Origin of the sequence: Bradyrhizobium sp. NBAIM01 (assembly GCF_020194115.1) — a bacterium.
Classification (GTDB): Bacteria; Pseudomonadota; Alphaproteobacteria; order Rhizobiales; family Xanthobacteraceae; genus Bradyrhizobium; species Bradyrhizobium yuanmingense.
In genome coordinates, this window is sequence record NZ_JADYVU010000002.1 from 724,400 (window position 1) to 749,186 (window position 24,787).

General features: G+C 64.5%; 23 protein-coding genes. 11 read left to right on the forward strand and 12 right to left on the reverse strand.

All coding sequences use genetic code 11. The features are described 5' to 3' along the window. The first annotated feature begins 81 nt into the window (after positions 1 to 81). Positions 82 to 2,238, forward strand: a complete 2,157-nt coding sequence (locus tag I6F31_RS09795) for a methyl-accepting chemotaxis protein (RefSeq protein WP_109142220.1) — start codon at positions 82 to 84, stop codon at positions 2,236 to 2,238. A 137-nt stretch (positions 2,239 to 2,375) separates the two neighbouring features. After that, positions 2,376 to 3,437, forward strand: a complete 1,062-nt coding sequence (locus I6F31_RS09800; protein WP_035996672.1) for an MBL fold metallo-hydrolase — start codon at positions 2,376 to 2,378, stop codon at positions 3,435 to 3,437. Positions 3,438 to 3,607: 170 nt separating this feature from the next. On the opposite strand, the gene aroQ is transcribed toward I6F31_RS09800, so the two are convergent. After that, positions 3,608 to 4,039 carry a type II 3-dehydroquinate dehydratase gene (gene aroQ, locus I6F31_RS09805; protein WP_035996668.1) on the reverse strand — a complete coding sequence of 144 codons (432 nt, stop codon included), beginning with the start codon at positions 4,037 to 4,039 and terminating at the stop codon, positions 3,608 to 3,610. Positions 4,040 to 4,305: 266 nt separating this feature from the next. Between aroQ and hemA the strand changes: the two genes are divergently transcribed. Beyond that, positions 4,306 to 5,535, forward strand: a complete 1,230-nt coding sequence (gene hemA, locus I6F31_RS09810) for a 5-aminolevulinate synthase (protein ID WP_035996665.1) — start codon at positions 4,306 to 4,308, stop codon at positions 5,533 to 5,535. A gap of 182 nt (positions 5,536 to 5,717) precedes the next feature. After that, positions 5,718 to 9,227, forward strand: coding sequence for a PAS domain-containing hybrid sensor histidine kinase/response regulator (locus tag I6F31_RS09815; protein ID WP_225152141.1), 3,510 nt, complete (start codon positions 5,718 to 5,720; stop codon positions 9,225 to 9,227). A gap of 33 nt (positions 9,228 to 9,260) precedes the next feature. Here the strand turns inward: I6F31_RS09815 and I6F31_RS09820 are convergent, their stop codons facing one another. From I6F31_RS09820 to I6F31_RS09830, 3 genes are read right to left on the reverse strand one after another with little or no spacing between them, the layout of a single operon-like run. Beyond that, positions 9,261 to 9,824 (reverse strand): cytochrome P460 family protein, encoded by a 564-nt coding sequence (locus I6F31_RS09820; RefSeq protein WP_085971953.1) that lies wholly within the window; start codon positions 9,822 to 9,824, stop codon positions 9,261 to 9,263. Positions 9,825 to 9,876: 52 nt separating this feature from the next. Further along, entirely contained in the window at positions 9,877 to 10,905 is a 1,029-nt protein-coding gene (locus I6F31_RS09825; RefSeq protein WP_225185321.1) for an alpha/beta hydrolase, read from the reverse strand. 35 nt (positions 10,906 to 10,940) lie between these two features. Next, entirely contained in the window at positions 10,941 to 11,360 is a 420-nt protein-coding gene (locus I6F31_RS09830; RefSeq protein WP_035996651.1) for an organic hydroperoxide resistance protein, read from the reverse strand. A 195-nt stretch (positions 11,361 to 11,555) separates the two neighbouring features. On the opposite strand from I6F31_RS09830, the gene I6F31_RS09835 reads away from it, so the two are divergent. Continuing rightward, complete coding sequence (locus tag I6F31_RS09835) at positions 11,556 to 14,387, forward strand: winged helix-turn-helix domain-containing protein (RefSeq protein WP_225185322.1); 2,832 nt, start codon at positions 11,556 to 11,558, stop codon at positions 14,385 to 14,387. Positions 14,388 to 15,252: 865 nt separating this feature from the next. On the opposite strand, the gene I6F31_RS09840 is transcribed toward I6F31_RS09835, so the two are convergent. Both I6F31_RS09840 and I6F31_RS09845 read right to left on the reverse strand, forming a co-directional pair. Then, entirely contained in the window at positions 15,253 to 16,860 is a 1,608-nt protein-coding gene (locus I6F31_RS09840; protein WP_036020598.1) for a TRAP transporter large permease subunit, read from the reverse strand. Further along, positions 16,857 to 17,396, reverse strand: a complete 540-nt coding sequence (locus I6F31_RS09845; protein WP_036020596.1) for a TRAP transporter small permease subunit — start codon at positions 17,394 to 17,396, stop codon at positions 16,857 to 16,859. Before I6F31_RS09845 ends, I6F31_RS09840 begins: the two co-directional genes overlap by 4 nt. A gap of 349 nt (positions 17,397 to 17,745) precedes the next feature. On the opposite strand from I6F31_RS09845, the gene I6F31_RS09850 reads away from it, so the two are divergent. Continuing rightward, entirely contained in the window at positions 17,746 to 17,919 is a 174-nt protein-coding gene (locus I6F31_RS09850; protein ID WP_157785976.1) for a hypothetical protein, read from the forward strand. 24 nt (positions 17,920 to 17,943) lie between these two features. Here I6F31_RS09850 and I6F31_RS09855 read toward each other — a convergent pair whose 3' ends face one another. From I6F31_RS09855 to I6F31_RS09865, 3 genes are all read right to left on the reverse strand, one after another. Next, positions 17,944 to 18,180: a hypothetical protein gene (locus tag I6F31_RS09855; RefSeq protein WP_025033504.1), complete on the reverse strand. Its 237-nt coding sequence runs from the start codon at positions 18,178 to 18,180 to the stop codon at positions 17,944 to 17,946. An 18-nt stretch (positions 18,181 to 18,198) separates the two neighbouring features. Beyond that, a complete protein-coding gene (locus I6F31_RS09860) occupies positions 18,199 to 18,408 on the reverse strand; it encodes a hypothetical protein (protein ID WP_036020622.1) in 210 nt (69 codons plus the stop codon). Between the two features lie 191 nt (positions 18,409 to 18,599). Continuing rightward, positions 18,600 to 19,271: a response regulator transcription factor gene (locus tag I6F31_RS09865; RefSeq protein ID WP_036020594.1), complete on the reverse strand. Its 672-nt coding sequence runs from the start codon at positions 19,269 to 19,271 to the stop codon at positions 18,600 to 18,602. A 334-nt stretch (positions 19,272 to 19,605) separates the two neighbouring features. Here I6F31_RS09865 and I6F31_RS09870 point away from each other — a divergent pair, with 334 nt between their 5' ends. Then, positions 19,606 to 21,231, forward strand: coding sequence for an MFS transporter (locus I6F31_RS09870; protein WP_193375171.1), 1,626 nt, complete (start codon positions 19,606 to 19,608; stop codon positions 21,229 to 21,231). 62 nt (positions 21,232 to 21,293) lie between these two features. On the opposite strand, the gene I6F31_RS09875 is transcribed toward I6F31_RS09870, so the two are convergent. The 3 genes from I6F31_RS09875 to I6F31_RS09885 are packed head-to-tail and all read right to left on the reverse strand — an operon-like array spanning position 21,294 to position 22,580. Then, the gene (locus I6F31_RS09875; RefSeq protein WP_225185323.1) at positions 21,294 to 21,767 is read right to left on the reverse strand and encodes a secondary thiamine-phosphate synthase enzyme YjbQ; all 474 of its coding nucleotides are present in this window, start codon (positions 21,765 to 21,767) and stop codon (positions 21,294 to 21,296) included. A 13-nt stretch (positions 21,768 to 21,780) separates the two neighbouring features. Next, the gene (locus I6F31_RS09880) at positions 21,781 to 22,296 is read right to left on the reverse strand and encodes a hypothetical protein (RefSeq protein ID WP_036040226.1); all 516 of its coding nucleotides are present in this window, start codon (positions 22,294 to 22,296) and stop codon (positions 21,781 to 21,783) included. A 41-nt stretch (positions 22,297 to 22,337) separates the two neighbouring features. Continuing rightward, positions 22,338 to 22,580 carry a hypothetical protein gene (locus tag I6F31_RS09885; RefSeq protein ID WP_162130829.1) on the reverse strand — a complete coding sequence of 81 codons (243 nt, stop codon included), beginning with the start codon at positions 22,578 to 22,580 and terminating at the stop codon, positions 22,338 to 22,340. A gap of 75 nt (positions 22,581 to 22,655) precedes the next feature. Between I6F31_RS09885 and I6F31_RS09890 the strand changes: the two genes are divergently transcribed. From I6F31_RS09890 to I6F31_RS09905, 4 genes are all read left to right on the forward strand, one after another. Then, the gene (locus I6F31_RS09890; protein WP_035996624.1) at positions 22,656 to 23,030 is read left to right on the forward strand and encodes an AtpZ/AtpI family protein; all 375 of its coding nucleotides are present in this window, start codon (positions 22,656 to 22,658) and stop codon (positions 23,028 to 23,030) included. A gap of 98 nt (positions 23,031 to 23,128) precedes the next feature. Then, positions 23,129 to 23,878: a F0F1 ATP synthase subunit A gene (locus tag I6F31_RS09895; protein WP_035996621.1), complete on the forward strand. Its 750-nt coding sequence runs from the start codon at positions 23,129 to 23,131 to the stop codon at positions 23,876 to 23,878. 52 nt (positions 23,879 to 23,930) lie between these two features. Next, a complete protein-coding gene (locus I6F31_RS09900) occupies positions 23,931 to 24,161 on the forward strand; it encodes a F0F1 ATP synthase subunit C (protein WP_008541273.1) in 231 nt (76 codons plus the stop codon). Positions 24,162 to 24,221: 60 nt separating this feature from the next. Then, positions 24,222 to 24,782, forward strand: a complete 561-nt coding sequence (locus tag I6F31_RS09905) for a F0F1 ATP synthase subunit B (RefSeq protein ID WP_036040220.1) — start codon at positions 24,222 to 24,224, stop codon at positions 24,780 to 24,782. Positions 24,783 to 24,787 lie beyond the last annotated feature (5 nt).

The following is a 24,787-nucleotide window of genomic DNA, read 5'->3' on the forward strand; positions in this document are numbered from 1 at the left end:
ACCGATTGGGCTCATTGCGATTCCTTAACCGGTGCTGCCGATACTGCAGCCACAAATAGAAGAACATTGGGGGAATTTTCGATGCCGATCCGTTTGGGCCTTGGCCGCTTCCTTGGCAGTTTCCGTCCGCGTTTCAAAATGCCCAAATGGGGCGTGCGCGGCAGCCTGTTCGCGGCGTTTGCGGTCATCGCGGGCATGGGCCTCGTGATCGCGGCCGGCGCCGGCCTTGCGCTGCAGAATCTCGGCGGACGCATGACTGAACTGAGCGGACGGGACATTCCGCGCCTTTCCGCCAGCCTGCAATTGTCGGCGCTGAGTGCGAGCCTCGCGGCGCAGGGACCGGCCCTGCTTGCGGCGCAGAGCGAGGACGCCTTGACCGAACGTACCAAGAAGCTCAGGGAATTACAGGAGCAGACGCAGCAGAAGCTCAACGAGATCATCGAGCTCGGCGGCGACAAGAGCGTCGTCTCCGGGCTCAGCGAGACGATGAAGAGCATCAACGAGGCGGCTCAGAGCCTGACGAAAGCCGCCCGCGAACGGCTCGACATCGCGGCGCTGCACGACAAGCAATATGACGCGCTTCGCGCCGCGCAGGGCGCCTTCGTCGGCGCAGCGAGTCCGGCGATGCTGGACGCGCAGACCCGCGTCAATGCCATTCTCGGTTCAGCCGACCTGTCAGCCGCAGACGCGACCGACGCCGCGCAGACCGTCGGTCAGCTCGGCAACGTCGTCGCCAGCGGTAATCTCGCCGCCGCCAACATGAGCGCGGCGCTGTCGGCGAACACCAGCGACAAGCTCGATGACATCCAGAAGGAATTCAAGACGGCGCAGGGGCGCCTGCGGTCGAACCTCGATCTGTTGCCGGACAACCAGGGCAACAAGATGCTGCGCGAGACGGCGGAAAAGCTGCTCGCGCTCGGCACCGGCAAGACCGGCGTGTTCAATCTGCGCGAGAAAGAGCTCGACTCCATCGACTACGGCCAGACCATCCTGGACGAGACCCGCAAGCTCAATGTCGGGCTCGGCATCAGCGTGCAGCAGCTCGTCGACGGCGTGCAGAAAGAGACCAACACCTCGACCTTCCAGGCGCGGCAGGAGATTTCGCTCGCGACGTCGGTCATGCTGGGCTTGGGCGCGCTGATGCTGGTCGGCTCGGCGCTGTTCGTCTGGCTCTATGTCGGCCGTAACATCCTGCGCCGGATCGGCGCCTTGCAGCAGTCGATGCAGCTGCTCGCGAACGGGGATCTCGAAACCGAGATCTACCGCTCGAAGAATCACAACGACGAAATCTCGGTGATGGCGAACACGCTGCAGGTGTTCCGGGAGAGCATGATCGAGACCCGCGCGCTGACGAGCGAGCAGGACAAGGACCGTATCGCCAAGGCCGAGCGCGCCGCGCGCATGGAGGCGAAGATCGCCCAGTTCGAAAGCACGGTGCGCTCCGCGCTCGATAATCTGGCCCAATCGGCCAATTCGATGCAATCGACCGCGCAGAGCATGTCGAACACCGCCGACCAGTCCAACGCGCTGGTCAACGCGGTCGCCTCCGCGGCGGAAGAGACGTCGGTCAACGTGCAGACCGTCTCGGCCGGCACCGAGCAGCTGTCCTCCTCGATCCAGGAGATCAGCCGTCAGGTCGTGACCTCCGCCGAGATCGCCAAAAAGGCGGTCGACGAAGCGGGAGCGACCGACGCCACGGTGCAGAGCCTTGCCGACAGCGCGAGCCGCATCAGCGTCGTCGTCGACCTGATCCAGACCATCGCCTCGCAGACCAATCTGCTCGCGCTCAACGCCACCATCGAGGCGGCACGCGCCGGCGAGGCCGGCCGCGGCTTCGCGGTGGTTGCCTCCGAGGTGAAGAGCCTGGCGAGCCAGACCGCCAAGGCGACCGACGAGATCCGCACCCAGATCGCCAGCATGCAGTCAGTCACGACCTCCGCGGTCGGCGCCATCCAGGGCATCGGCCGGATCATCGGCGAGATCAACGACGTCACCACCACGATCGCAGCAGCGGTCGAGGAGCAGGGCGCCGCGACGCGCGAAATCGCCCGCAACATCCAGCATGCCGCCGGCGGCACCAGCGAGGTCTCCAGCAACATCGTCGGCGTCTCCACCGCGTCCGCCGAAGCCGGCGCTGCGGCCACCGAGGTGCTGGGCGCCTCGGACGCGCTGCGCCGCGAGGCCGATATGCTGCGCGGGGAGATCGACGCCTTCCTCAACGACATGCGGGCGGCGTAAGGCCCTGTCCTGTAGCCTGGATGGAGCGTAGCGCAATCCGGGCTACGGAAAACTGCCTCGGTATGACCGCCATGCTGTCGCCGCCCAGCATCCTTTTTCGGCTGGCGCCCCGCGCGCGCTGGGTTTAAGCCGATAGCATGAGCTCGAAAACCGACACCCCGCAGTCCTCGGCCGAGGCCCTGCGCTACCCCTGGGAACAGCATCCCGGCCCCGAACAGGTGGTCGAGGTGCGGCCCGGCGTGTTGTGGGCGCGGCTGAAGCTGCCGTTCCGCCTCAACCACGTGAACATCTACCTGCTCGCCGATGGCGACGGCTATGCGATGATCGATGCCGGCTTCGGCAACGAGGAGACGATCGAGGCCTGGACGAAGCTGTTCGACGGACCGCTGAAAGGCGTCAACATCACGCGCCTGATCGTCACCCACTCCCACCCGGATCATGTCGGTCTAGCCGGTTGGATCGTCGAGCGGTTCGGCTGCCCGCTGGTGATGTCGCAGGTCGAATATCTGCAATCGGTCTATCACCAGAACCGCGGCACCGAGGAGCGGCGCGAGGCGCAGCGGCTGTTCTTCCGCCGCCATGGCATGGACGAGTCGCTCACCGAAAAGCTGCTCGGCCGCGGCCAGGACTATCTGAAGCGCGTCTCGGTGCTGCCGCCGTCCTACCGCCGCATCTCGCATGGCGACGACGTCGTGATCGGCACGCGCCGCTTCAAGGTCATCACCGGCGGCGGCCACGCCCTCGACCAGGTGATGCTGTATTGCGCCGACGACAAGCTGTTCCTCTCCGCCGACCAGGTGCTGAGCAAGATCTCGCCGAATGTCAGCGTCTGGGCGGTCGAGCCCGACCAGAACTCGCTCGGCGAATATCTGGCCTCGCTCGCCAGCCTGACCACGACGCTGCCCTATGACGTGCTGGTGCTGCCCGGCCATGGCGTGCCATTCTACGGATTGAAGACCCGCATCAAGCAGCTCGCCGACCACCACGAAGAGCGCTGCCGATTGATCGCGGAAGCCTGCCGTGAGGTGCCGCAAACCTCGCGCGCTCTGGTGCCCGTGGTGTTCAACAAGCACGTGCTGGACGAGCACCAGATGGGCTTTGCCGCCGGCGAGCTCGTCGCCCACGTCAACTACATGATCGTCGAGGGCCGCCTCACGCCCGAGATGCAGGACGGCGTGCTGCAGTTTCGGACGACGTGAGTTATTCGCCTCTCCCCGCCTGCGGGGAGAGGCCGACACGCGAAGCGTGGCGGGTGAGGGGGAGTCTCCGCGAGTCCAACTCTCACCATCATTGCCGAAACAGCCCCTCACCCCAACCCTCTCCCCGTAAGAACGGGGCGAGGGAGCAGACCTCCGGCGCGGCTGGCGCCTCACTTCATATTCGCGATCGCGTGCAGCGCCGCGATGTAGCCGAACGGCCCGAGCCCGCAGATCACGCCGGTCGCCACGAACGAGATCTTGGAATGCCGGTGATATTCGTCACGGGCGTGGATGTTGGAGATGTGCACCTCCAGCACCGGGCCCTCGAACGTCTTGATCGCGTCCATGATCGAGACCGAGGTGAAGGAGAGGCCGGCCGGATTGATGACGATGGCCTCGGCGTCCTGCCGCGCCGACTGGATCAGATCAACCAGCACGCCCTCGTGGTTGGACTGGTGGAAGGCGAGCTTGAGGCCGAGCCTGGCGGCTGCGTCCTCGCAGCTCGCGTTGACCTCCGCGAGCGTCGTCGTGCCGTAGATGTGCGGCTCGCGGATGCCGAGCATGTTGAGGTTGGGACCGTTGAGGATCATCACGCGCTTCATGGAAGGGTCCTTTCGAGAGCTTGGTTGAGCAAGGAAAGCGCGCGCCGGGCCGCGACGGAAGACCATAGGCTGGGTCGCCCCGGCAGATGGTGCAGAGCAGCATTATATGTCGCGCAGGATTGATCGGGATCAAACTGAGACGCGCCGGATAGGGCATTTTGCCCAAATGCCCACAGATCCAAATGTGGGATAGCGCATAGACATTGGAGCTGGAAAAGCTCTAAGTAGACGCGTCCCCTTGGTCAGGTTCCGTTGCAGGTTTGCCGATGGATTACGCCCAATTCTTCGATTCCGCCCTCGATCGTCTCCACACTGAGCGGCGTTATCGCGTGTTCGCCGATCTCGAACGCACGGCCGGCCGGTTCCCGCATGCGGTCTGGCACTCGCCCAAGGGCAAGCGCGACGTCGTGATCTGGTGCTCCAACGACTATCTCGGCATGGGCCAGCATCCGAAGGTGGTCGGCGCCATGGTCGAGACTGCCACGCGCGTCGGCACCGGCGCCGGCGGCACCCGCAACATCGCCGGCACGCATCATCCGCTGGTGCAGCTCGAAGCCGAGCTCGCCGATCTCCACGGCAAGGAAGCCGCGCTGCTGTTCACCTCGGGCTATGTCTCGAACCAGACTGGCATCCCGACCATCGCAAAGCTCATTCCGAACTGCCTGATCCTGTCGGACGAGCTCAACCACAATTCGATGATCGAGGGCATCCGCCAGTCCGGCTGCGAGCGGATCGTGTTCCGCCACAACGACGTTGCGCATCTCGAAGAGCTGTTGAAAGCCGCCGGTCCCGATCGGCCGAAGCTGATCGTCTGCGAGAGTCTCTATTCCATGGACGGCGATGTCGCGCCGCTCGCCAGGATCTGCGATCTCGCCGAGAAATATGGCGCGATGACCTATGTCGACGAAGTCCACGCCGTCGGCATGTACGGCCCGCGCGGCGGCGGCATCGCCGAGCGCGACGGCGTGATGCATCGCATCGACATTCTCGAGGGCACGCTGGCCAAGGCGTTCGGCTGTCTCGGCGGCTACATCGCCGCCAACGGCCAGATCATCGACGCCGTGCGCTCCTATGCGCCGGGCTTCATCTTCACCACCGCGCTGCCGCCGGCGGTCTGCTCGGCCGCGACCGCCGCGATCAGGCACCTGAAGACGTCGAGCTGGGAGCGCGAGCGCCACCAGGACCGTGCCGCCCGCGTCAAGGCGATCCTCAATGCCGCCGGCCTGCCGGTGATGTCGAGCGACACACACATCGTACCGCTGTTCGTCGGCGATCCCGAGAAGTGCAAGCAGGCTTCCGACCTGCTGCTCGAACAGCACGGGATCTACATCCAGCCGATTAACTATCCGACCGTCGCCAAGGGCACCGAGCGCCTGCGCATCACGCCCTCGCCCTATCACGACGACGGCCTGATCGATCAGCTCGCCGAAGCGCTGCTGCAAGTGTGGGACCGCCTCGGCCTGCCGCTGCGCGCGAAGTCGCTGGCCGCGGAATAGGCCTCTTTTACCCTCCCCTGGAGGGCAAGAGCGGGCGGACAGCTCGCCCCACCGCTTAACGACGCCGGCAGTTCCTACCGCCGCACGGCATTTCGCTGTCGCCTGCACTCGCTCAACGCGCTAGGTTTGCAAGGAAAATGAGCTCGGGCGCCGCCGGCGCCCAGGGAGAGAGCCCCCGACCCATGCTGCACGATTGGGGCGTGATCGCCGCCGCCTTCGGCTATATCGGCTTCCTGTTCCTGGTGGCGAGCCACGGCGACCGCCGCTCGCCGGCCGGTCGCGGCCGCGCCTCCGGACTGATCTATCCGCTGTCGCTGGCGATCTACTGCACGTCCTGGACCTTCTTCGGGTCGGTCGGCTTCGCGACCCGCACCTCGACCGATTTCCTCGCGATCTATGTCGGCCCGATCCTGATGATCGGGTTGGGGGCCGGGGTGCTCCGACGCGTGATCCAGCTGGCGAAAGCCCACAACATCACCTCGATCGCCGACTTCATCGGGGCCCGCTACGGCAAGAGCCAGGCGGTGGCGGCGACCGTCGCCGCAATCGCGATCATCGGCTCGGTGCCCTATATCGCGCTCCAGCTCAAGGCGGTGGCTTCTTCGCTGGGCACAATCCTGAGCGAAGACCAGGCCTTCTCGCACATCCCGATCCTCGGCGACATGGCGCTGATGGTGACGCTGACGATGGCGGCCTTCGCTGTGCTGTTCGGCACGCGACAGACCGACGCGACCGAGCACCAGCACGGCCTGATGCTGGCGATCGCGACCGAGTCCATCATCAAACTGGTCGCCTTCCTCGCCGCCGGCATCTTCGTCACCTTCTGGATGTTCTCGCCGCATGAATTGATCGAGCGCGCGATGAGGACGCCGGAAGCGGTGCGCGCCATCAATTATTCGCCGTCGATCGGCAACTTCCTGACCATGACATTGCTGTCGCTGTGCGCGATCATGCTGCTGCCGCGCCAGTTTCACGTCAGCGTGGTGGAGAATTCCTCGGATGCCGAGGTCGGCCGCGCGCGCTGGCTGTTTCCGCTCTACCTCGTCGCCATCAACCTGTTCGTGATCCCGATCGCGCTCGCCGGCCTCGTGACCTTCCCGTTCGGCACGGCCGACCCTGATATGTACGTGCTGGCCCTGCCGATCGAGAGCGGCGCGAACCTGCTCAGCGTCGCCGTCTTCGTCGGCGGGCTGTCGGCGGCGACCGCCATGGTGATCGTCGAATGCGTCGCGCTCTCCATCATGGTCTCGAACGACCTCGTGGTGCCGCTGGTGCTGAAACGTCGGCCGGAGGGGCGGGCCGGCGGGGCCGATTTCAGCAACTTCCTGCTGCGCTCGCGCCGGCTCGCGATCTTCGCCATCATGGTGATGGCCTATTTCTACTATCGCGCGCTCGGCAGCACCCAGCTCGCGGCGATCGGCCTGCTCTCCTTTGCCGCCATCGCCCAGCTCGCCCCGAGCTTCTTCGGCGGCCTGCTCTGGCGGCGCGCGACCGCGCGCGGGGCGATCGGCGGCATGCTGGTCGGGTTTGCGGTATGGCTCTACACGCTGTTCATGCCGAGCTTCATGGATTCCTCGACGTCAGGCATCCTGCTGCTGCAGCACGGCCCGTTCGGCATCGAGGCGCTGCGGCCGCAGGCACTGTTCGGCGCCGACCTGCCGCCCCTGATGCACGGCGTGATCTGGTCGCTGTCCCTCAACATCCTGACCTATGTGCTGCTGTCGCTGGCACGCCGGCCATCCTCCATCGAGCTGCTGCAAGCCGATCTGTTCGTGCCCAATACGCTCGCACCGATCTCCCCGAGCTTCCGCCGCTGGCGCAGCACCGTCACCGTGCAGGACATCCAGACCACGGTGGCGCAATATCTCGGGCCCGACCGCGCGCGACATTCCTTCGAGGCCTTCTCGGCGCGGCGCAACGTGCGGCTGGAGCCCGGTGCGCCCGCCGATTTCGAGCTGCTGCAACACGCCGAGCATCTGATTGCCTCCTCGATCGGCGCGGCCTCCTCCCGCCTCGTGATGTCGCTGCTGCTGCGCAAGCGGACGGTCTCCGCCAAGGCCGCGCTGAAGCTGCTCGACGATTCGCACGCCGCGCTGCATTTCAACCGCGAGATCCTGCAGACCGCGCTCAACCATGTGCGCCAGGGCATCGCCGTGTTCGACGCCGATCTGCAACTGATCTGCTCCAACCGGCAGTTCGGCGACCTCCTCAATGTGCCGCTGCATCTGATCCAGTTCGGCACGCCCTTGCGCGAGATCCTGGAGTTCATCGGCCTCGGCGATCCGAACGATCCGCTCGAGCGCGAGGCCCTGCTGGAACGGCGCCTTGCGGCCTACACCACCGACAGCGAGCCTTATCTCGAGCGGCTGCCGGAACGCCACATGGTGATCGAAGTGCTCACCAACCGCATGCCCGGCGGGGGCTTCGTCATCACCTTCACCGACGTCACGCCGACCTTCGAAGCCGCCGAAGCGCTGGAACGCGCCAATGCGACGCTGGAAAAGCGCGTGCGCGACCGCACCGAGGAGCTGACGCGGCTGAACTCCGAGCTGGCCATCGCCAAGAGCGCGGCGGAGGACGCCAGCATCTCCAAGACGCGTTTTCTCGCCGCCGCCAGCCACGACATCCTGCAGCCGCTGAATGCGGCGCGGCTCTACGTCACAAGCCTCGTCGAGCGCCAGCACAATGGCGAGGAGACGCGGCTGGTCGAGAACATCGACGAATCCTTGCAGGCGATCGAGGAAATCCTCGGCGCTCTGCTCGACATCTCCAGGCTCGACGCCGGCGCGATGGCGACCTCGATCTCGAGCTTCAAGATGGCCGATCTGATGCGCTCGCTGGAAATCGAGTTCGCGCCGATCGCGCGCGCCAAGGGCCTGGAGCTCGCCTTCGTGCCCTGCTCGCTGCCGGTCGAGTCGGACCGGCTCCTGCTGCGGCGCCTGCTCCAGAACCTGATCTCGAACGCGATCAAATATACCCCGCGCGGCCGCGTGCTGGTCGGCTGCCGCCGCCGCGGCGCCTCGCTCAAGATCTGCGTCTACGACACCGGCGTCGGTATCCCCGCGGTCAAGCGCGGCGAGATCTTCAAGGAATTCCATCGCCTGGAGCAGGGGGCGCGGATCGCGCGCGGTCTGGGCCTCGGCCTCTCGATCGTGGAACGCCTGGCCCGCGTGCTCAAGCACGGCATCGCCATCGACGGCAATCGAAGCGGCGGCTCGGTGTTCTCGGTGACCGTGCCGACAGCGAAGGCGGTCACCCACACTGCGGCCGTGACCAGCGCGACGCCGCTGGCGCGCACACCGATCTCGGGCGCGCTGATCGTCTGCATCGAGAACGATGCGGCGATCCTCGACGGCATGCGCACGCTGCTCAAGGCCTGGGACGCCGAGGTGATCGCGGTCGCCGATCCCGAAGGCGCGATCGCTGCGATCGAAACCGCCGGCCGCCGCGTCACCGGCCTTTTGGTCGATTATCACCTCGATCGCGGCAACGGCATTGCCGCCATCCGCGAGATCCGCCGTCGCTTCGGCGATACCATCCCTGCGATCCTGATCACGGCCGACCGCAGCCCCGCCGTGCAGGTCGCCGCGCGCGACGAGAAGATCGCAGTGCTCAACAAGCCGGTGAAGCCGGCTTCGCTGCGTGCCCTGCTCGGGCAGTGGCGCACGCAGCAGATGGTGGCGGCGGAGTAGCGTCGCAGCAAAGCGACGCCAGGCCTTCGTGCCTCAAGGCGCGAGCCGCGTGAAGACATAGTCGCGGCTCTTGGCGCGGGCTTCGTGGCAGGCGAAGCAGGTGCGGTGCTGCGCCTCGTCCACCGGCTTGCCGTTGACGAAGCGGCCAAAGCCCCAGCCGCCGGTAGCCGCGTATTTCCTGGAATCCTTCACCATCACCTGGACCGTGGTGGCGGCGCCGGGAATCGTCGCGGACGCAAACTCGGGTGACTGTTTCCGCTTCCAGGCGCGCTTGACCAGAATGGTGCCGTCCGGGAACGGCAGTTTTCCGGCCTGATAGGCATCGATTGCAGTCTGGTTGCCGACAACAGCGCGCAGCTCGTCGAGCGGCGCCGCCTCTTCGGCCGGCGCGATCAGCTCCCACCGCTTATAGCCGGCTGGAATTGTGACGCCGAAGATCGGCGAGGCGTCCGCCGCGCTCTGTTCCGCTGGTCCTTCCGCGAAGGCGATCGTGACGAGGTAGGGCATGCAGGTCAGGAGCACGACGAGGAGGACCACGGTCAGTACGATCATCGTGGTGTGGAGAGATTTCTTCTTTTCGGGTTCGGCTATCGTCATGATGTTTCATCGGGCTCGATCAATGAGGCTGGACGGAGGTGCCGACGAATGCCTAGGCGCCGTCGGCGTCGATGACGGCCTTGGCGAAGGCTTGTGGCGCTTCCTGCGGCAGATTGTGGCCGACGCCGCCTGTGATCAGGCGAAACTCGTATCGGCCTGAGAACTTCTTGGCATAGGCGCTCGGCTCGGGATGCGGCGCTCCGTTGGCGTCGCCCTCCATCGTGATCGTCGGCACCTCGATCTGCGGAGCCGCGGCCAGCTTCTTTTCGAGATGCTCGTATTTTGCCTCGCCCTGGGCGAGCCCGAGCCGCCAGCGGTAATTGTGGATCGTGATCGCGACATGATCCCTGTTGTCGAGCGCCGCCGCGCTCCTGTTGAAGGTGGCGTCGTCGAACTTCCACTGCGGCGAGGCCAGCTTCCAGATCAGCTTGGCGAAATCGTGCGTGTACTTCTCGTATCCGGCCCGGCCGCGCTCGGTCGCGAAGTAGAACTGGTACCACCATTGCAGCTCGGCCGACGGCGGCAGCGGCATATTGCCCGCAGCCTGGCTGGAGATCAGATAGCCGCTGACAGACACCAGCGCGCGGCACCGCTCCGGCCACAGCGCGGCGATGATGTCGGCGGTACGCGCGCCCCAGTCGAAGCCGGCGACGACGGCCTTCTTGATCTCGAGCTTGTCCATCAGCGCGATGATGTCCGCGGCCATGGCCACAGGCTCGCCGTTGCGCGGCGTCTCGCTGGAGAGGAAGTGCGTCGTGCCGTAGCCACGCAGGTATGGGATGATCACGCGATAGCCGGCCTTGGCCAGGAGCGGCGCGACCTCGACGAAGGCGTGAATGTCGTAGGGCCAGCCGTGCAGCAGGATCGCCACCGGACCGTTCGAGGGACCCGCCTCGGCATAGCCGACGTTGAGAACGCCGGCATCGATCTGCTTGATCGCGCCGAAGGACGCATTCGATGCTTGGGATCGCTGCGGTTCCGTCTCGGCACGAGCGAACGCGATCACGCAGATGCCCGCGGCGGCGGCTCCGGTGGCGATGCCGAGAAACTGGCGGCGGTGCTGATCGATGAGCTGCTTCATGATGGTGTTACCTCGTCGTGGTTGATGATGGTGCGTCAGATCAGCGCGACCGTGACGTCGATGTTGCCGCGGACGGCCTTGGAGTAGGGGCAGGTTTGATGCGCTTCATCGATGATGCCGCGTGCGATCTCGGGGTCGAGTCCCGGCAGGCTGACATTGAGGCGCGCCCTCAGCGCGTAGGCGCCCTCGTCGAGCACCAGATCGATCTCCGCATCGATCGCGCTTTTCCTGGGAAGGGTCACCTTCTGCTTGCGCGCGGCGAGTTCCATGGCGCCTTCGAAGCAGGCCGACCAGCCGGCCGCAAACAATTGCTCGGGATTTGTGCCGATGCCGGCCCCGCCCGGCGGCGACAGCTTGACGTCGAGGCGACCGTCGGAACTGCGCGATATGCCGTCGTGCCGGCCTCCGCTGGTGTGGGTCCGGGCCGTGTAGAGCAGTTTTGCCGTTTGCGTCATGAAGAGCTCCTTGCCGTCGCGCAAACTGACTAGCAGCGACGCGCCCCGGAGACCCGTTTGGACTTGTGAGAAGTTGTGAGGCCGGCGCAGAAGCTTATGGGAGGCTTGCAAACACGGTCTGAGGCCGATGCAACGCAGGCCTTGCGGGATGGCTGCCCTCTGGCTATCCGGTTCGCAAATGAGCAAGATTTCGCGATGACCACGCCGACCGGGCCAAGACTCTCGTTCGGACCATTCACCGTGGCGCCACATGAAAGGCTCGTGACGCGCGACGGCCTCGCGGTGCCGCTGGGTGCGAAGGCCTTCGACGCGCTGATCGCACTGATGTCGCGGCCGAACGAGGTCGTCAGCAAATGGGATCTGATGGCGCTGGTGTGGCCCGGCATCACCGTCGAAGAGGCCAATCTGCGCTTTCACATCGCCGCTCTCCGCAAGGCGCTCGGCGACGGCAAGGACGGCGCACGCTACATCACGACGCTTTCCGGGCGCGGCTATTGCTTCGTGGCGCCGATCTCGCACACGGAGCCTCCGGCGGCGCGGCGCTCGTCCCCGCCGATGGAATTGCCGCCGGTCAAGCTGCCGAATCGGCTGCAACGGATGGTCGGACGCGACCAGGCCGTCGCCACCATCTCCGACAAGCTTCTCACCTCGCGCTTCGTCACGATCGTCGGTCCGGGCGGCGTGGGCAAGACTGCCGTCGCGGTGGCGATCGCCCACGACCTGCTCGCGACGTTCTCCGACGCCGCGCATTTCGTCGACCTTGCCGCGCTCAGCGATCCCAATCTCGTGATCACCTCGATCCTGTTGATGCTCGGCTTGCCGGCCGAGACCGACGATCCCCTGCCCGCGCTGCTCGCGCATGTCAGGGACAAGCGGTTGCTGCTCATCCTCGACAATTGCGAGCATGTCATCGCCGCGGCGGCACCGCTGGCTTCGGCGATCTTCCACGCTGCGCCTGATGTCCACATCCTCGCCACCAGCCGCGAAGCCCTGCGCGTCGAGGGCGAGCAGGTCTATCGACTGGCGCCGCTCGCCGTACCGCCTGATAGTGCCGGGCTGAGTGCGGCGGCTGCACAGACCTATCCCGCGCTTCAGCTCTTCATCGAACGGGCGACCGCTGGCGGCGCGCAGATCGCGCTCGACGATACCAACGCCGCGACTATCGCGAGGATCTGCCGCAAGCTCGACGGCATGGCCCTGGCGATCGAGCTCGCCGCCGGCCGGGTCGAAGCTTACGGCCTGGAGCAGACGGCCGCGCTGCTCGATGAGCGTCTCAATCTGCTCTGGCAGGGCCAGCGCACCGCGCCCCCGCGACAGAAGACGTTGCGGGCGACGCTGGACTGGAGCTACGGGCTGCTGTCCGACATCGAGCGCCTCGTCCTCCGCAGGCTGGCGGTCTTCGCAGGTCACTTCACCATCGACGCCGCCCTCGAGGTCGTCCCGGATGAACGTGCCGACCGCTCCCATTTGTTCGATGCCATCGACAGTCTCGTCGCCAAATCGATGGTCGCGCCACGGCCGGTCGGCGCCATGATGCGCTACCGTCTGCTCGATACCACGCGCGCCTATCTGCTCGAGATCGAGCCGAACGACGCCGCGCTCGCCGCCCGCCACGCGACCTACTACCGGCGATGGCTGGAGCAGGCCGGCAGCACATGGGCGGCAACGCCGAACGCCGACGAACGGGCGATCCACTTCTCCGCGCTCCACAATGTGCGTGCCGCGCTGGACTGGTGCTTTGGCGCAGGCGGCGACGCCACCGCCGGCATTGCGCTCGCCGCCGCGGCAGCGCCGATCTTCCTCGCGATGTCCCTCTTGATCGAATGCCGGCGCTGGTCGGAACGGGCACTGCTTGCGATGACCCCGTCCTCGCGCGGCAGCGCCGATGAAATGCACATCCAGGCTGCCCTCGGGCTGACCCTGATGTTCACGCGCGGCGGCAGCGAGGCGGCGCGCGTGGCCTTGAGCAGGAGCCTTGCGATCGCGGAGGCGCGCGGCGACGCGCCGAACCAGCTCCAGCTGCTCGGCCGCATGCATATCTTTCACGAACGGATGGGGCAGTTCCATGCCGCGCTTGGCTATGCGCAGCAGAGCCTTGCGGTCGCGCAGGCGCTCGGCGATCCCGGCTCGATCGTCCTCGCCCATTCGCTGCTCGGGGTTTCGCTGCATCTGGCCGGCGAGCACCGCGACGCGCTCAAGATGCTGGAGGTCGCATGGCAAGGGCCGGGCGCCGAACGAATCAGCACCATCCATGGCTTCGATCATCGCAACCGGGCCGGCATCACGCTGGCGCGCGAACTCTGGTTGCAGGGCCGTCCCGCGGACGCGCGGCAGCTGGCGCAACAGACGGTGACTGAAGCCGCGCAGATGGAGCATCCGATCACGCTCTGCATCGCCCTGATCTGGGCGGTCTCGATCTCGCTCTGGGACGGCGATCTCGACGGCGCCGAGCAGAGCATCGACCAATTCATCGCGCATGCCGAATCTCGCTCGATGGGTCCCTATCTCGTGGTGGGCCGCGGCGTGAAGGGCGAACTGGCGATCCGTCGGGGAGACGCCGCGCAAGGCGTCGATACGATCATGGCTTGTCTACGCGAGCTCCACGAGGCCGGCTACGAACTGCTCACCACGACCTTCAACATCGCACTGGTTCAAGGCTTGTTGGCGCTTGGACAGGTCGAGCAGAGTGCGCGCCTGATCGACGATGCGATCCGCCTCGTCGATCAGAGCGGCGATCATCTCTACATGCCCGAGTTGCTGCGGATGAAAGGCAGAGTTCTGTTGTCGCTGCCGGAGCCCGACGCCGAGCAGGCAGAAGCCCACTTCATGCAATCCCTGGATCTCAGCCGCCGGCAAGGCGCCGCGGCCTGGGAGCTGCGCGCTGCGATCGATCTCGCCGGGCTGTTTGCCGGACGCGGGCAGCGCGACGAGGCGAAGCGATGGCTCCAATCGGCGCTCGAGGGCTTTGCCGAGGGCGCCGATACGGCGGATATCAAAGCGGCCAGCGTGCTTCTGACCACGCTGTAGCGGATCACCCCGTCGGCGTACCCTGCTTCGTCGCTGCGCTCCTCGCAATGACGGCGCAAGGTGAACCGTTATCGACCTCAAACCAGCGTCTCGACTCGCAGACATGGCTTCGCCTTCTCGCGGCGCGTTTCGCCCGAGTTTTGCGCTTCGCGTCACGCCCTCCTGGAGAAAGGGCGCAGGGAAGGCCGGGTGCTGACATCGCACCCGCGGTCCGCTGCGCGAAATGCACACGCAGGAAGAACCGCACAGCAGCATACAGGTGGAGCCGAACACACGGCCTTCCCTGCGCGATGGTCGGACGGCTTATGCCGTGCTCTCCCGGGAGCCGAGTTCCCTCTGGCCTCCCTCGCCCTCACGAAAGTCACCGGCACCGCGCCGGTTGGCGCAGATGCCGCATCCGCAAGCGCTTGACCGTAGCAACGACGGCCAGGACCACACGGTTTTGCCGTTACGCAACCAGCGCCGTTCGTACAACGCGGCTTGCGAGGCGCTCACGGGGCTCGGCTCAATCCATCACCCCGCCCTGCGTCTCACATCCGCGACGGCGCAAATGCGTCCACCGCAGCCCGATCCGCGGCTCGTGACGACGTACGACCGCCCCTTTCGCCGGATCAGGGTGGGCGACATTTACGTTGAATCCGAATTTCTGTAAAGCAGAATATATGGCCGCCGATCGGTTGACCCAGCCGTTGCTGTTTTGCGCGACGACGGCCCAACCCCTAGGGGTGGCTCGGTCACGTCCCTGCAAATCATGTTTCGAAGAACGCGCACATGATGTCCCGTCGTCTCCAGCAGCAGCGCGAAAAGCGGAGAGCGTCAACCGCCCGGGTTGGACGAAAAGCGGAAGTGCTTCGGCGGACGTCCCTTAGTTCTTGGGCTGCCCGAAATCGACCAGCGGTGGCGGCAACTCGATGTCCGGAATCTCGATCTTGATCTTATCCAGATCCACCTTGATCGGGGCGTCCAGCAACCCGGTCACAGTGATCGGGAATGCGATCACGACCGCAACCATGATCGCCTGCAGACCGATCCACGGCACCGCGCCCCAATAGATGTCTGAACTCTTGACTTCCCTCGGCGCCACGCCGCGCAAATAGAACAGTGCGAAGCCGAAGGGGGGATGCAGGAAGGAGGTCTGCATGTTCACGCACAGCATGATCCCAAACCAGATCAAGGCGGCATCCGCGCCGACGACAGGCGTGAGGAGCTTGAGGGCGGTCGGCGCGATCATGGGAACGATAATGAAGGCAATCTCGAAGAAGTCGAGGAAGAAGGCGACAAAGAAGATGAACAGATTGATGAAGATTAAGAAGCCCCATACACCGCCCGGCAACGATGTCAGCATGTGTTCCAGCCAGACGCCCCCGTTGCAGCCGAGAAAGACAATCGAGAAACAGGTCGATCCAATGAGGATAAAAGTCACCATGCAGGTGATGCGCATGGTGGTCTCATAACCCTGCTTTACCAGCAAGCGCAGGTCGGGAATCCTGATTACCTCGAGACACGCCCAGGCCACCGCCAGATAGGCAATCGCGAACGCCATTTTGAACGGCAGATTAGGCGTGAAGTAGATGCCGATGATGGTGCCCACGCCGGCCGCGGCCACGCCCACGAGCAAGACCTTGTGACCGGCCGAGCTGAAATCCTTGTGATGGATGACGGCGAGGACGATCGCGCCGACGGCGCCCATGGCACCCGCTTCGGTCGGCGTGGCGAGCCCCAGCATCATCGTGCCGAGCACCACGAAGATCAGAACGGCGGACGGAATGATGCCCAGAAGGCATTTGCGCCAGAGTGCCCAGCCCTTGAGCGTCCTCGCTTCCTTCGGCACCGCCGGAACATGGCCCGGTTTGACGATGCTCAGAACGAAGGTGTAGCCCGCGAACAGCGCGATCTGGAGTATCGATGGCCCCCAGGCGCCCAGATACATGTCACCCACCGACTTTCCGAGTTGGTCCGCGAGCACGATCAAAACCAGCGAGGGAGGCACCAGCTGGGTTATCGTGCCGGAGGCTGCGAGCACGCCGGTGATGTAGCGCACGTTGTAGCCGTAGCGGATCATGACCGGCATCGAGATCAGCGCCATGGCGATGACCTGCGCCGCCACTGTGCCTGTGATGGCCCCAAGGATGAAGCCGACGATGATCACGGAATAGCCGAGACCGCCGCGAACGGGGCCAAACAGCTGTCCCATCGAATCCAGCATGTCCTCTGCGAGGCCACATCGTTCGAGGATCGCGCCCATGAACGTGAAGAATGGGATGGCCAGCAGCAGCTCGTTGGACAGAACGCTGCCGTAGATGCGCTCCGGGATCGCCTGGAGGAAGCTGAACTCGAAAAATCCCAAATGGATCGCGAGAAATCCGAACGAGAGCCCGAGGGCGGCCAGCGTGAAGGCGACCGGAAAGCCGATGAGCATCGCCAGCACAAGTCCGCCGAACATCAGCGGCGGCATCATCTCGATCGTGATCATTGGGTCGGCCGCTCGTATTTCGCATCGATGGTGACTTCACCGCGTAAGGCGGCGGCGCGCTTGATGACCTCCGAGATACCCTGCAAAGCCACCATGAAGAAGCCGGCCGGCAGGACGAACTTGATCGGCCACCGCAGAAGGCCGCCTGCATTGTTGGACATTTCGCCGATGACGAACGAATTGTAGAACATCCCCCAAGAGAGGTAGCTGAGGAGCAGGCAGGCAGGGACGAGGAAGACCAATGTCCCGATCAGGTCCAGCCACAGCTGGCCGCGTTCGGTGAGCATGAGATAAAGGATCTCGACGCGGACGTGCTCGTTGCGCTTAAAGGTGTAGGACGCGCCGAACATCACGATGACGGCGAACATATACCACTGTGTCTCTAGCCAGCTGTTCGAGCTGTAGCTGAAGGCGTAGCGGATCATCGCATTGACAGCACTCACGACGCAGGCCGCGAGCACCAGAATATTGCAGACGTTGCCGACCTTTTCGTTCAGCCAGTCGATAGCCGTACTCATCGCCAACAATGGGCGCATCGATGCCTTGTCCCCGCTCGCTGAGTACTATCCCCCAGGCGAGCAGGACCATGGCGCTGCATCAGCTGCCTGCCACGTCTGCGCGGGAGCTAGTTGACCCCTCCTGATGCTTCCGCCCGTTCTTGCTGTCGGTTTTCGGCAAGACACGTTCAGGTCTCAGCCGCCGCGTGAAGCAGGGCCACCTTTACCGTCGGCCAATTCCCGGTCAACAGGAAAATGGACAGTTTGCCGCAGCAATGTCTAAGTTAGCGTCACTAGGCTTAATTGGGTTGACCTTCGGGGCTTACCGGCGACGCGACCGGCGGAGGACAACCTCCAGCGAGATATCACTGCTCCAGAGGAGGATTTCGTGATCGGCGCATTCCTGGTCGTCTTGTCGATCGCTCTCCTCTGGGTCTTCCTGCCTCGCAACGGGCAGTCACATCGGTGGATGGAGCTGCCATTCTTTGAGACAGGAGTCCCCCTGGTGATCATCATGGCCTTCTCAGCTGGCCTGACGATGGTGATCGACCGCATCTTCTGACCGGTGTCGGCTGTCGAGGCGCGCCTAACCCTCGACGTCGTACTGCCTGCAGAGGTGATCCCCAATCTGGACCAGCATGGCAACGCATTCAGGATAGCCCGGCCGATCAGAGGTCGCCTGATCAGCGCTGGCCCGAAATTCCCAGGATTTCCCGTCGCGGAGGATGGAAATCGTCATTCCATCGGGACAGTCGGCGTGGACCTTCAACTCGGCTCTCGCCATGGCGACGAGTTCGCTTTCAGATTTTACGGGCTTGCTCATTCGTTGGCCCTTGATCTCCTAGCGGACAACCCCAGCGGCATCATCGTCGCTCGGCATCACCCAATCGAGGGCGAGCAAGCAAGCTTCCAGCAGAACTAAAGCAATAAGGCCGCCAACCAGGCCGAAAAAGACGATGGAAAAGGTCCCTAGTAAAAGCGCACAGAAGACATCTGCAAGCACCTTAGACGTGCGATCGGATTGGGTCTGGTTGGCTGTGAAGTACGGCATCTTCATCCTCCGGGGTTTGACCCCAACTTAGCCGCGTCAGCTACTGGCGGTCTATTCCAAACGACGGTTTAGCGGTCCAGCTAATCCATCGATCGACATGCCCACACGGGTCAAAACCGCCGAAGCTCTCATCGCGACGAATGATTGCGCTCTGCCGCGAGCCCGGACATCCGCCAGTTGACGCGCAAACGCTACCCCGTCGGCGTGCCCTGCTTCCACTGGCTGCCGGCGATCTTCGCCGCGGCAATCACCGCTTGCGTCCGGCTCTCGACGCCGAGCTTTTGCAGGATCGCCGAGACATGCGCCTTGATGGTGGCCTCTGAGACACCGAGCTCGTAGGCGATCTGCTTGTTGAGAAGGCCTTCCGACAGCATCATCAGGACCCGGACCTGCTGCGGCGTCAGCGTCACCAGGCGGTCGCGCAGGCGGGTCATGTCGGGATCGGCGGCGGCGGAGAGGTCGGTATCGGCGGGGACCCAGACGTCGCCCTCCATCACCTTGAGGATGGCATCGCGCAAGGTTTCGACCCCGAACCGCTTCGGGATGAAGCCGGACGCGCCGAAATCGAGCGAGCGGCGGATCGTGGCGCTGTCGTCGGATGCCGAGACGATCACGACCGGAATCGCCGGGTATTGCGCGCGCAGATAGATAAGGCCGGAAAAGCCGGAGATCCCGGGCATGGAGAGGTCGAGCATGACCAGATCGACCTCGGAGGTCTGCTCCAGGAGCTTGGTCAAATCCTCGAAGGTTCCGGCCTCGTCGATCCGGGCCGAGGGGAGAACGCCCGCCACCGCCTGCCGCAGCGCATCGCGGAACAGGGGATGATCGTCGGCGATGACGAGATGGGTCGAAGGAGCGTTCATCGTTCTCTAGCTGTCGTTCGCGGCGGATCGGCGAACAGATCCCGGGTGCGTCAATTCTTCCCCGAGCGGCCGTGGCATGCAAGTGGACATTATCCCTTTGCTGCAAAGGGGTTAATCCCCCCGGCTTGGCATTTGCACACCGGCGCTGGATACCGCAGCACCAGTGCGCAAGGCCGAAAGTCGTATTGGGGAGGGTTTCACGCCGATGTTACCTTGTGGCCAAGACCTGGGCTGATCCGGCACGTCCGGACATTCTGGGGGCGAGAGGAAACGATTTTCGGGGAGCGACTCAAACATGTCGACAATGGCTGTGTCTCAATCGAGCGCGCAGGGGATGACGAAGGACGAACGGTTCGTCATTCTCGCCTCCTCGCTCGGTACCGTCTTCGAGTGGTACGACTTCTATCTCTACGGCTCGCTGGCCGGCATCATCGGCGCGCAGTTCTTCTCGGCCTATCCGCCGGCAACCCGCGATATCTTCGCGCTGCTGGCGTTTGCCGCGGGCTTCCTGGTGCGTCCGTTCGGCGCGATTGTGTTCGGCCGTGTCGGCGACATCGTCGGCCGCAAATACACCTTCCTCGTCACCATCCTGATCATGGGTCTGTCGACCTTCATCGTCGGCCTGTTGCCCAACGCGGCGACCATCGGCATCGCGGCCCCGATCATCCTGATCGTGCTGCGCCTCGCCCAAGGTCTGGCGCTCGGCGGCGAATATGGCGGTGCGGCGACCTACGTCGCGGAGCATGCGCCGAACGGCAAGCGCGGCTTCTACACCTCCTTCATCCAGACCACGGCAACCCTCGGCCTGTTCCTGTCGCTGCTGGTGATTCTGTTCACCCGCACCGCGCTCGGTGAGGCCGATTTCGCAGCGTGGGGCTGGCGCATTCCGTTCCTGGTCTCGGTGCTGCTGCTCGGCATCTCGGTCTGGATCCGGCTTCGCCTGAACGAATCGCCGATCTTCCAGAAGATGAAGGAAGAGGGGAAGGGTTCGAAGGCGCCGCTGACGGAGGCCTTCGGCAACTGGCAGAACGGCAAGCTCGTGCTGCTCGCCCTGCTCGGTGGTGTGATGGGCCAGGGCGTGGTCTGGTACACCGGCCAGTTCTACGCGCTGTTCTTCCTGCAATCGATCCTGAAGGTCGATGGCTATACCGCCAACCTGCTGATTGCATGGTCGCTGCTGCTCGGCACCGGCTTCTTCATCGTGTTCGGCATGCTCTCCGACAAGATCGGCCGCAAGCCGATCATCCTCGGCGGCTGCCTGATCGCGGCGCTGACCTTCTTCCCGATCTTCAAGATGATCACCTCCAACGCCAACCCGGCGCTGGAAAAGGCCATCGAGACGGTCAAGGTCGAGGTGGTGGCCGATCCCGCCAAGTGCGGCGATCTGTTCAACCCGGTCGGCACCCGCGTCTTCACCGCGCCTTGCGACACCGCGCGCGCCTACCTGTCGCAATCGTCGGTCAGGTACACGACGACGCCAGGTCCGGCCGGCTCGGACGTGAAGGTCGTGGTCAACGGCAAGGACGTGCCCTACGCCAACGCCAAGGACAGCAACCCGGCGGTTCTCGCCGCGGTGCAGGCGGCCGGCTATCCCAAGGCGGGTGACACCGGCATCGTGAAGATGTCGCATCCGTTCGACGTCTTCCGTCCGCAGCCGGCGGCGATCATCGGCCTGCTGTTCGTCCTGGTCCTGTTCGTGACCATGGTGTACGGCCCGATCGCGGCGATGCTGGTCGAATTGTTCCCAACCCGCATCCGCTACACCTCGATGTCGCTGCCCTACCACATCGGCAACGGCTGGTTCGGCGGCCTCCTGCCTGCCACCGCCTTCGCCATCGTGGCCTCGACAGGCGACATCTATGCCGGTCTGTGGTACCCGATCATCTTCGCCTCGATTACCGTGGTGATCGGCTTCCTGTTCCTGCCGGAAACCAAGGACGTCGACATCAAGGCGACCTGATCGCAGAACAATCGACGACACCAACCGGCCGCGGTCTCCGCGGCCGGTTTTGCTTTGTGTGGTTATCGATCGCTGCCGATGAATTGCAGCACGATCTCACGGCGGTGCGGGCGGCTGCGATGCTCGATCAGGTAGATCGCCTGCCAGGTGCCGAGCGCGAGCTTGCCGCTCAGGACCGGGACCTGAAGCGAAGTCTGCGTCAGCATGGTCTTGATATGGGCCGGCATGTCGTCCGGCCCCTCGGTATCATGGGTCCACCCCGCGTTCTCCGGCGCGAGCCGTGACAGCGCCGTCGTAAGATCGACCAGCACGGAGGGATCGGCGTTCTCCTGGATCGTCAGCGAGGCCGAGGTGTGGCGGATGAACAGCGTCAACGCGCCCTCACCCGGGTGCGCCTCGGCGATGAATCTCGCGGCCTCGCTGGTCAGATCGGTGAAGCCGCGGCCAGGCGTCTGCACGGTGAGCAGTGCCGATGTGACGGTCGTGGCCTGTACGGACGATGGTGCGGAGCGGGTGACGGATCTGGCTGATGTCATGGAGGGGCCCGCATCAGATCTTCCCCGACACGTCTTTCTGCACGCGGTTGGCCATGTCGATCAGCCGCCGCCAGGCCTTTTCCAGGAACGACATCATGCGGTCGACGTCCTGCTCGCTCGGCAGCGGGATCTCGATCTTGCGCTCGCCCTCGGCGACCTTGGGCTCGGGCTTCCTGAGTGGATCGGATTTCGGCAGCGCCTCGTCGATCTTGCCCGATACCGTTGGCCCCGCCGCGAGCTGTGCCTTCAGCCGCTCGACCTCGGCCTGGAGCCTGCCGATCTCGGCGTCGAGTGCGGTCCGCTCGTCGGGCACCGCGTAGCAGGCCCAACCGGCGCCGTTCCTGGTGCAGGTCGACACCGTGCCGGTGCGCGTGTCGAGCCGCAGCACGCCCTCGGGGATGGGCGTCATGCTGTAGCGGCCATTTTCGCCGTCGGGCGTAGATTGCGCGGCCGCGAGGCCGCCGCTGACTACCATCACCGCGGCCGCCGCCGCGAGCCATGATGTCGTGGATGACGTCGCAGGTCTCATCATTGTCTCCGCCCGGCACTGCTGCGGCTGCGGTTGCAATTCTACACCCCCAGCCGGCAATCCGCCGCCAAAAAGCCGCCCCCGAAATCAACGAACGCGGCGGCTTCTTTGATCCCGCGAGCGCGGCGAAAGCACGGCTGCGTCCGCCGTTCGCAAGCAGACCTGCTGCGGTGCGGCGTCACGCTGTGTGCAGCGCTGCCGTGCGCGTCAATATCATCAAGTAAATCAAATACATAATCGGAAGCGACGCAATCGTGACTTGGCTTGACTTGATTATAGGCCATCAGTATGGTCCGCGCGGCTTTTGAGGGTGACGGGCGCAATTTCCATTCAGCCGCAGCGTTTCGGGTCTTCGTTGCATGACACAGGGCACGGGACACGGCGAGGATGGAGATCGCGATAGATCGCCCGAGGAAGCCGCGCTTTCCGATCGGCTCGGAAATCTTGATCAGCGGTTGTCCGAATTTCGCGACCGCCGGGCCAAGACCGAGCAACCCGCAGGTGACGATGGAGACAAAGCGGCCAGAGCCTCGGCGATGGCGCTTGGTTTCCGACTATCCTCGGAGTTGATCGCCGGCGTCGCTGTCGGAGCGGGGATTGGCTGGGGGTTCGACCACTTGCTGTCGACGTCGCCTTTCGGATTCATCGCGTTCCTGCTGCTGGGCTTCATCGCCGGCGTGGTGAATGTGGTGAGAACGGCAGGCGCGGGTCCGAACAGGCGCGGTGGTTCGTAATTGGCCTAGCCGGGTTAACTGTCGTGCCGCTCGCCGGCACAGCCGGCCGACCAATCTTCACTGGTCGGCTTGTCCAGCAGACGAGAGATGCCGCGCGGATGAAAATCGACCCGATCCATCAGTTCAACGTCGAACCGCTCTTCACGATCGGCCGTATCGGCGATCACACGATCGCCTTCACCAATGCCTCTCTCTACATGTTCGTCGCGGTGGGGATCATCGCGCTGCTTCTGCTCACCAGCGGCAAGCAGCTGGTTCCGGGGCGTCTGCAGTCGGTGGCCGAGCTCTCCTATGAGTTCGTGGCCAGCATGATCCGCAGCACTGCCGGAGCGGATGGCATGCGGTTCTTCCCGCTGATCTTCTCGCTGTTCATGTTCATCTGCGTCTCGAACCTCGTAGGCATCGTTCCGTACACGTTCACCGTGACGAGCCATCTCATCGTCACTGCGGCGCTGGCGCTGCTGGTGTTCTTCACGGTCCTGATCTACGGCCTCTACAAGAACGGCCTGAAGTTCCTGAAAGTGTTCGTGCCCTCGGGCGTTCCCGGCTACATCCTGCCGCTGGTCATGGCGATCGAGGTGCTGTCGTTCTTCCTGCGGCCGGTCTCGCACAGCGTTCGACTGTTCGCGAACATGCTCGCGGGCCACATCGCGCTGAAGGTGTTCGCCGGCTTCGTTGCCATGCTCGGCGCGTCTCTTGGCGTGGTCGGCTGGATCGGCGGTGTCATGCCGCTGGCGCTCGCCGTCGCGCTCACCGCGCTCGAACTGCTGGTCGCGTTCCTGCAAGCCTATGTGTTTGCGATCTTGACCTGTATCTACCTCAACGACGCCATTCACCCTGGACACTGAGTGATCCGGGTGCTTTTCCACCCACACCTGTCTTTCTTCCAAGGAGTCAAAAATGGATCCGCAAGCAGCTAAGTTTCTCGGCGCGGGCATCGCGTGCATCGGCATGGGCGGCGCCGGCATCGGCGTGGCCTTCATCTTCGGCAATTATCTGTCCGCAGCCATGCGCAACCCGGCAGCTGCTCAGGGTCAGTTCGGCAACCTGATCTTCGGCTTCGCCGTGACCGAAGCGCTCGGCATCTTCTCGCTGCTGATCGCTCTGCTGCTGCTGTTCGTCCCGCTCTGAACGCGTTTCGCGCCGCTTCCAGGTGGGAGGCGGCGCGTCTGACAGCAACAGGAGAACTCCATGGCTGAAAGTCATGGCGGCGCCAAAGGTACCGGCGCTCACACGGAGGCCGATGGCGGTCACCACGGCGGTGGCTTTCCGCCTTTCGAGAGCAGCACCTTTGCTTCGCAACTGGTGTCGCTCGCGATCGCCTTCGTCGCGCTGTATCTGATCGTCTCCCGGTTCGCGCTGCCGCGTGTCGGGGGTGCGATCGAGGCGCGTCAGAACAAGATCGAGGGCGATCTCGCCGAAGCGCAGAAGCTGAAGGACCAGTCCGAGGCGGCGCTCAAGGCCTATGAAGGCGAGCTCGCGTCGGCGCGCGCACGCGCACAGGCGATCGGCAACGAATCCCGCGAGAAGGCGAATGCGCAGGCGGAAGCCGAACGCAAGGCGCTGGAAGAGCAACTGTCCGCCAAGCTCGCCGAGGCGGAGAAGACCATTGCCTCGACCCGCGCGACCGCCATGAGCAACGTCCGCGGCATCGCGGCCGATGCAGCCGGCACCATCGTTCAGCAGCTCACGGGCGTCGTTCCGGATGCAGCGTCGGTCAATGCCGCCGTTGATGCGACCTTGAAGGGTTAGTCTCG

Excerpts from the sequence above, each read along its gene's own strand:
- I6F31_RS09795 (WP_109142220.1), top strand. The coding sequence starts at position 82 with ATGCCGATCCGTTTGGGCCTTGGCCGCTTCCTTGGCAGTTTCCGTCCG.
- I6F31_RS09800 (WP_035996672.1), top strand. The coding sequence starts at position 2,376 with ATGAGCTCGAAAACCGACACCCCGCAGTCCTCGGCCGAGGCCCTGCGC.
- aroQ (WP_035996668.1), bottom strand. The coding sequence starts at position 4,039 with ATGAAGCGCGTGATGATCCTCAACGGTCCCAACCTCAACATGCTCGGC.
- hemA (WP_035996665.1), top strand. The coding sequence starts at position 4,306 with ATGGATTACGCCCAATTCTTCGATTCCGCCCTCGATCGTCTCCACACT.
- I6F31_RS09815 (WP_225152141.1), top strand. The coding sequence starts at position 5,718 with ATGCTGCACGATTGGGGCGTGATCGCCGCCGCCTTCGGCTATATCGGC.
- I6F31_RS09820 (WP_085971953.1), bottom strand. The coding sequence starts at position 9,824 with ATGACGATAGCCGAACCCGAAAAGAAGAAATCTCTCCACACCACGATG.
- I6F31_RS09825 (WP_225185321.1), bottom strand. The coding sequence starts at position 10,905 with ATGAAGCAGCTCATCGATCAGCACCGCCGCCAGTTTCTCGGCATCGCC.
- I6F31_RS09830 (WP_035996651.1), bottom strand. The coding sequence starts at position 11,360 with ATGACGCAAACGGCAAAACTGCTCTACACGGCCCGGACCCACACCAGC.
- I6F31_RS09835 (WP_225185322.1), top strand. The coding sequence starts at position 11,556 with ATGACCACGCCGACCGGGCCAAGACTCTCGTTCGGACCATTCACCGTG.
- I6F31_RS09840 (WP_036020598.1), bottom strand. The coding sequence starts at position 16,860 with ATGATCACGATCGAGATGATGCCGCCGCTGATGTTCGGCGGACTTGTG.
- I6F31_RS09845 (WP_036020596.1), bottom strand. The coding sequence starts at position 17,396 with ATGCGCCCATTGTTGGCGATGAGTACGGCTATCGACTGGCTGAACGAA.
- I6F31_RS09855 (WP_025033504.1), bottom strand. The coding sequence starts at position 18,180 with ATGAGCAAGCCCGTAAAATCTGAAAGCGAACTCGTCGCCATGGCGAGA.
- I6F31_RS09860 (WP_036020622.1), bottom strand. The coding sequence starts at position 18,408 with ATGCCGTACTTCACAGCCAACCAGACCCAATCCGATCGCACGTCTAAG.
- I6F31_RS09865 (WP_036020594.1), bottom strand. The coding sequence starts at position 19,271 with ATGAACGCTCCTTCGACCCATCTCGTCATCGCCGACGATCATCCCCTG.
- I6F31_RS09870 (WP_193375171.1), top strand. The coding sequence starts at position 19,606 with ATGACGAAGGACGAACGGTTCGTCATTCTCGCCTCCTCGCTCGGTACC.
- I6F31_RS09875 (WP_225185323.1), bottom strand. The coding sequence starts at position 21,767 with ATGACATCAGCCAGATCCGTCACCCGCTCCGCACCATCGTCCGTACAG.
- I6F31_RS09880 (WP_036040226.1), bottom strand. The coding sequence starts at position 22,296 with ATGAGACCTGCGACGTCATCCACGACATCATGGCTCGCGGCGGCGGCC.
- I6F31_RS09885 (WP_162130829.1), bottom strand. The coding sequence starts at position 22,580 with ATGGCCTATAATCAAGTCAAGCCAAGTCACGATTGCGTCGCTTCCGAT.
- I6F31_RS09890 (WP_035996624.1), top strand. The coding sequence starts at position 22,656 with ATGACACAGGGCACGGGACACGGCGAGGATGGAGATCGCGATAGATCG.
- I6F31_RS09895 (WP_035996621.1), top strand. The coding sequence starts at position 23,129 with ATGAAAATCGACCCGATCCATCAGTTCAACGTCGAACCGCTCTTCACG.
- I6F31_RS09900 (WP_008541273.1), top strand. The coding sequence starts at position 23,931 with ATGGATCCGCAAGCAGCTAAGTTTCTCGGCGCGGGCATCGCGTGCATC.
- I6F31_RS09905 (WP_036040220.1), top strand. The coding sequence starts at position 24,222 with ATGGCTGAAAGTCATGGCGGCGCCAAAGGTACCGGCGCTCACACGGAG.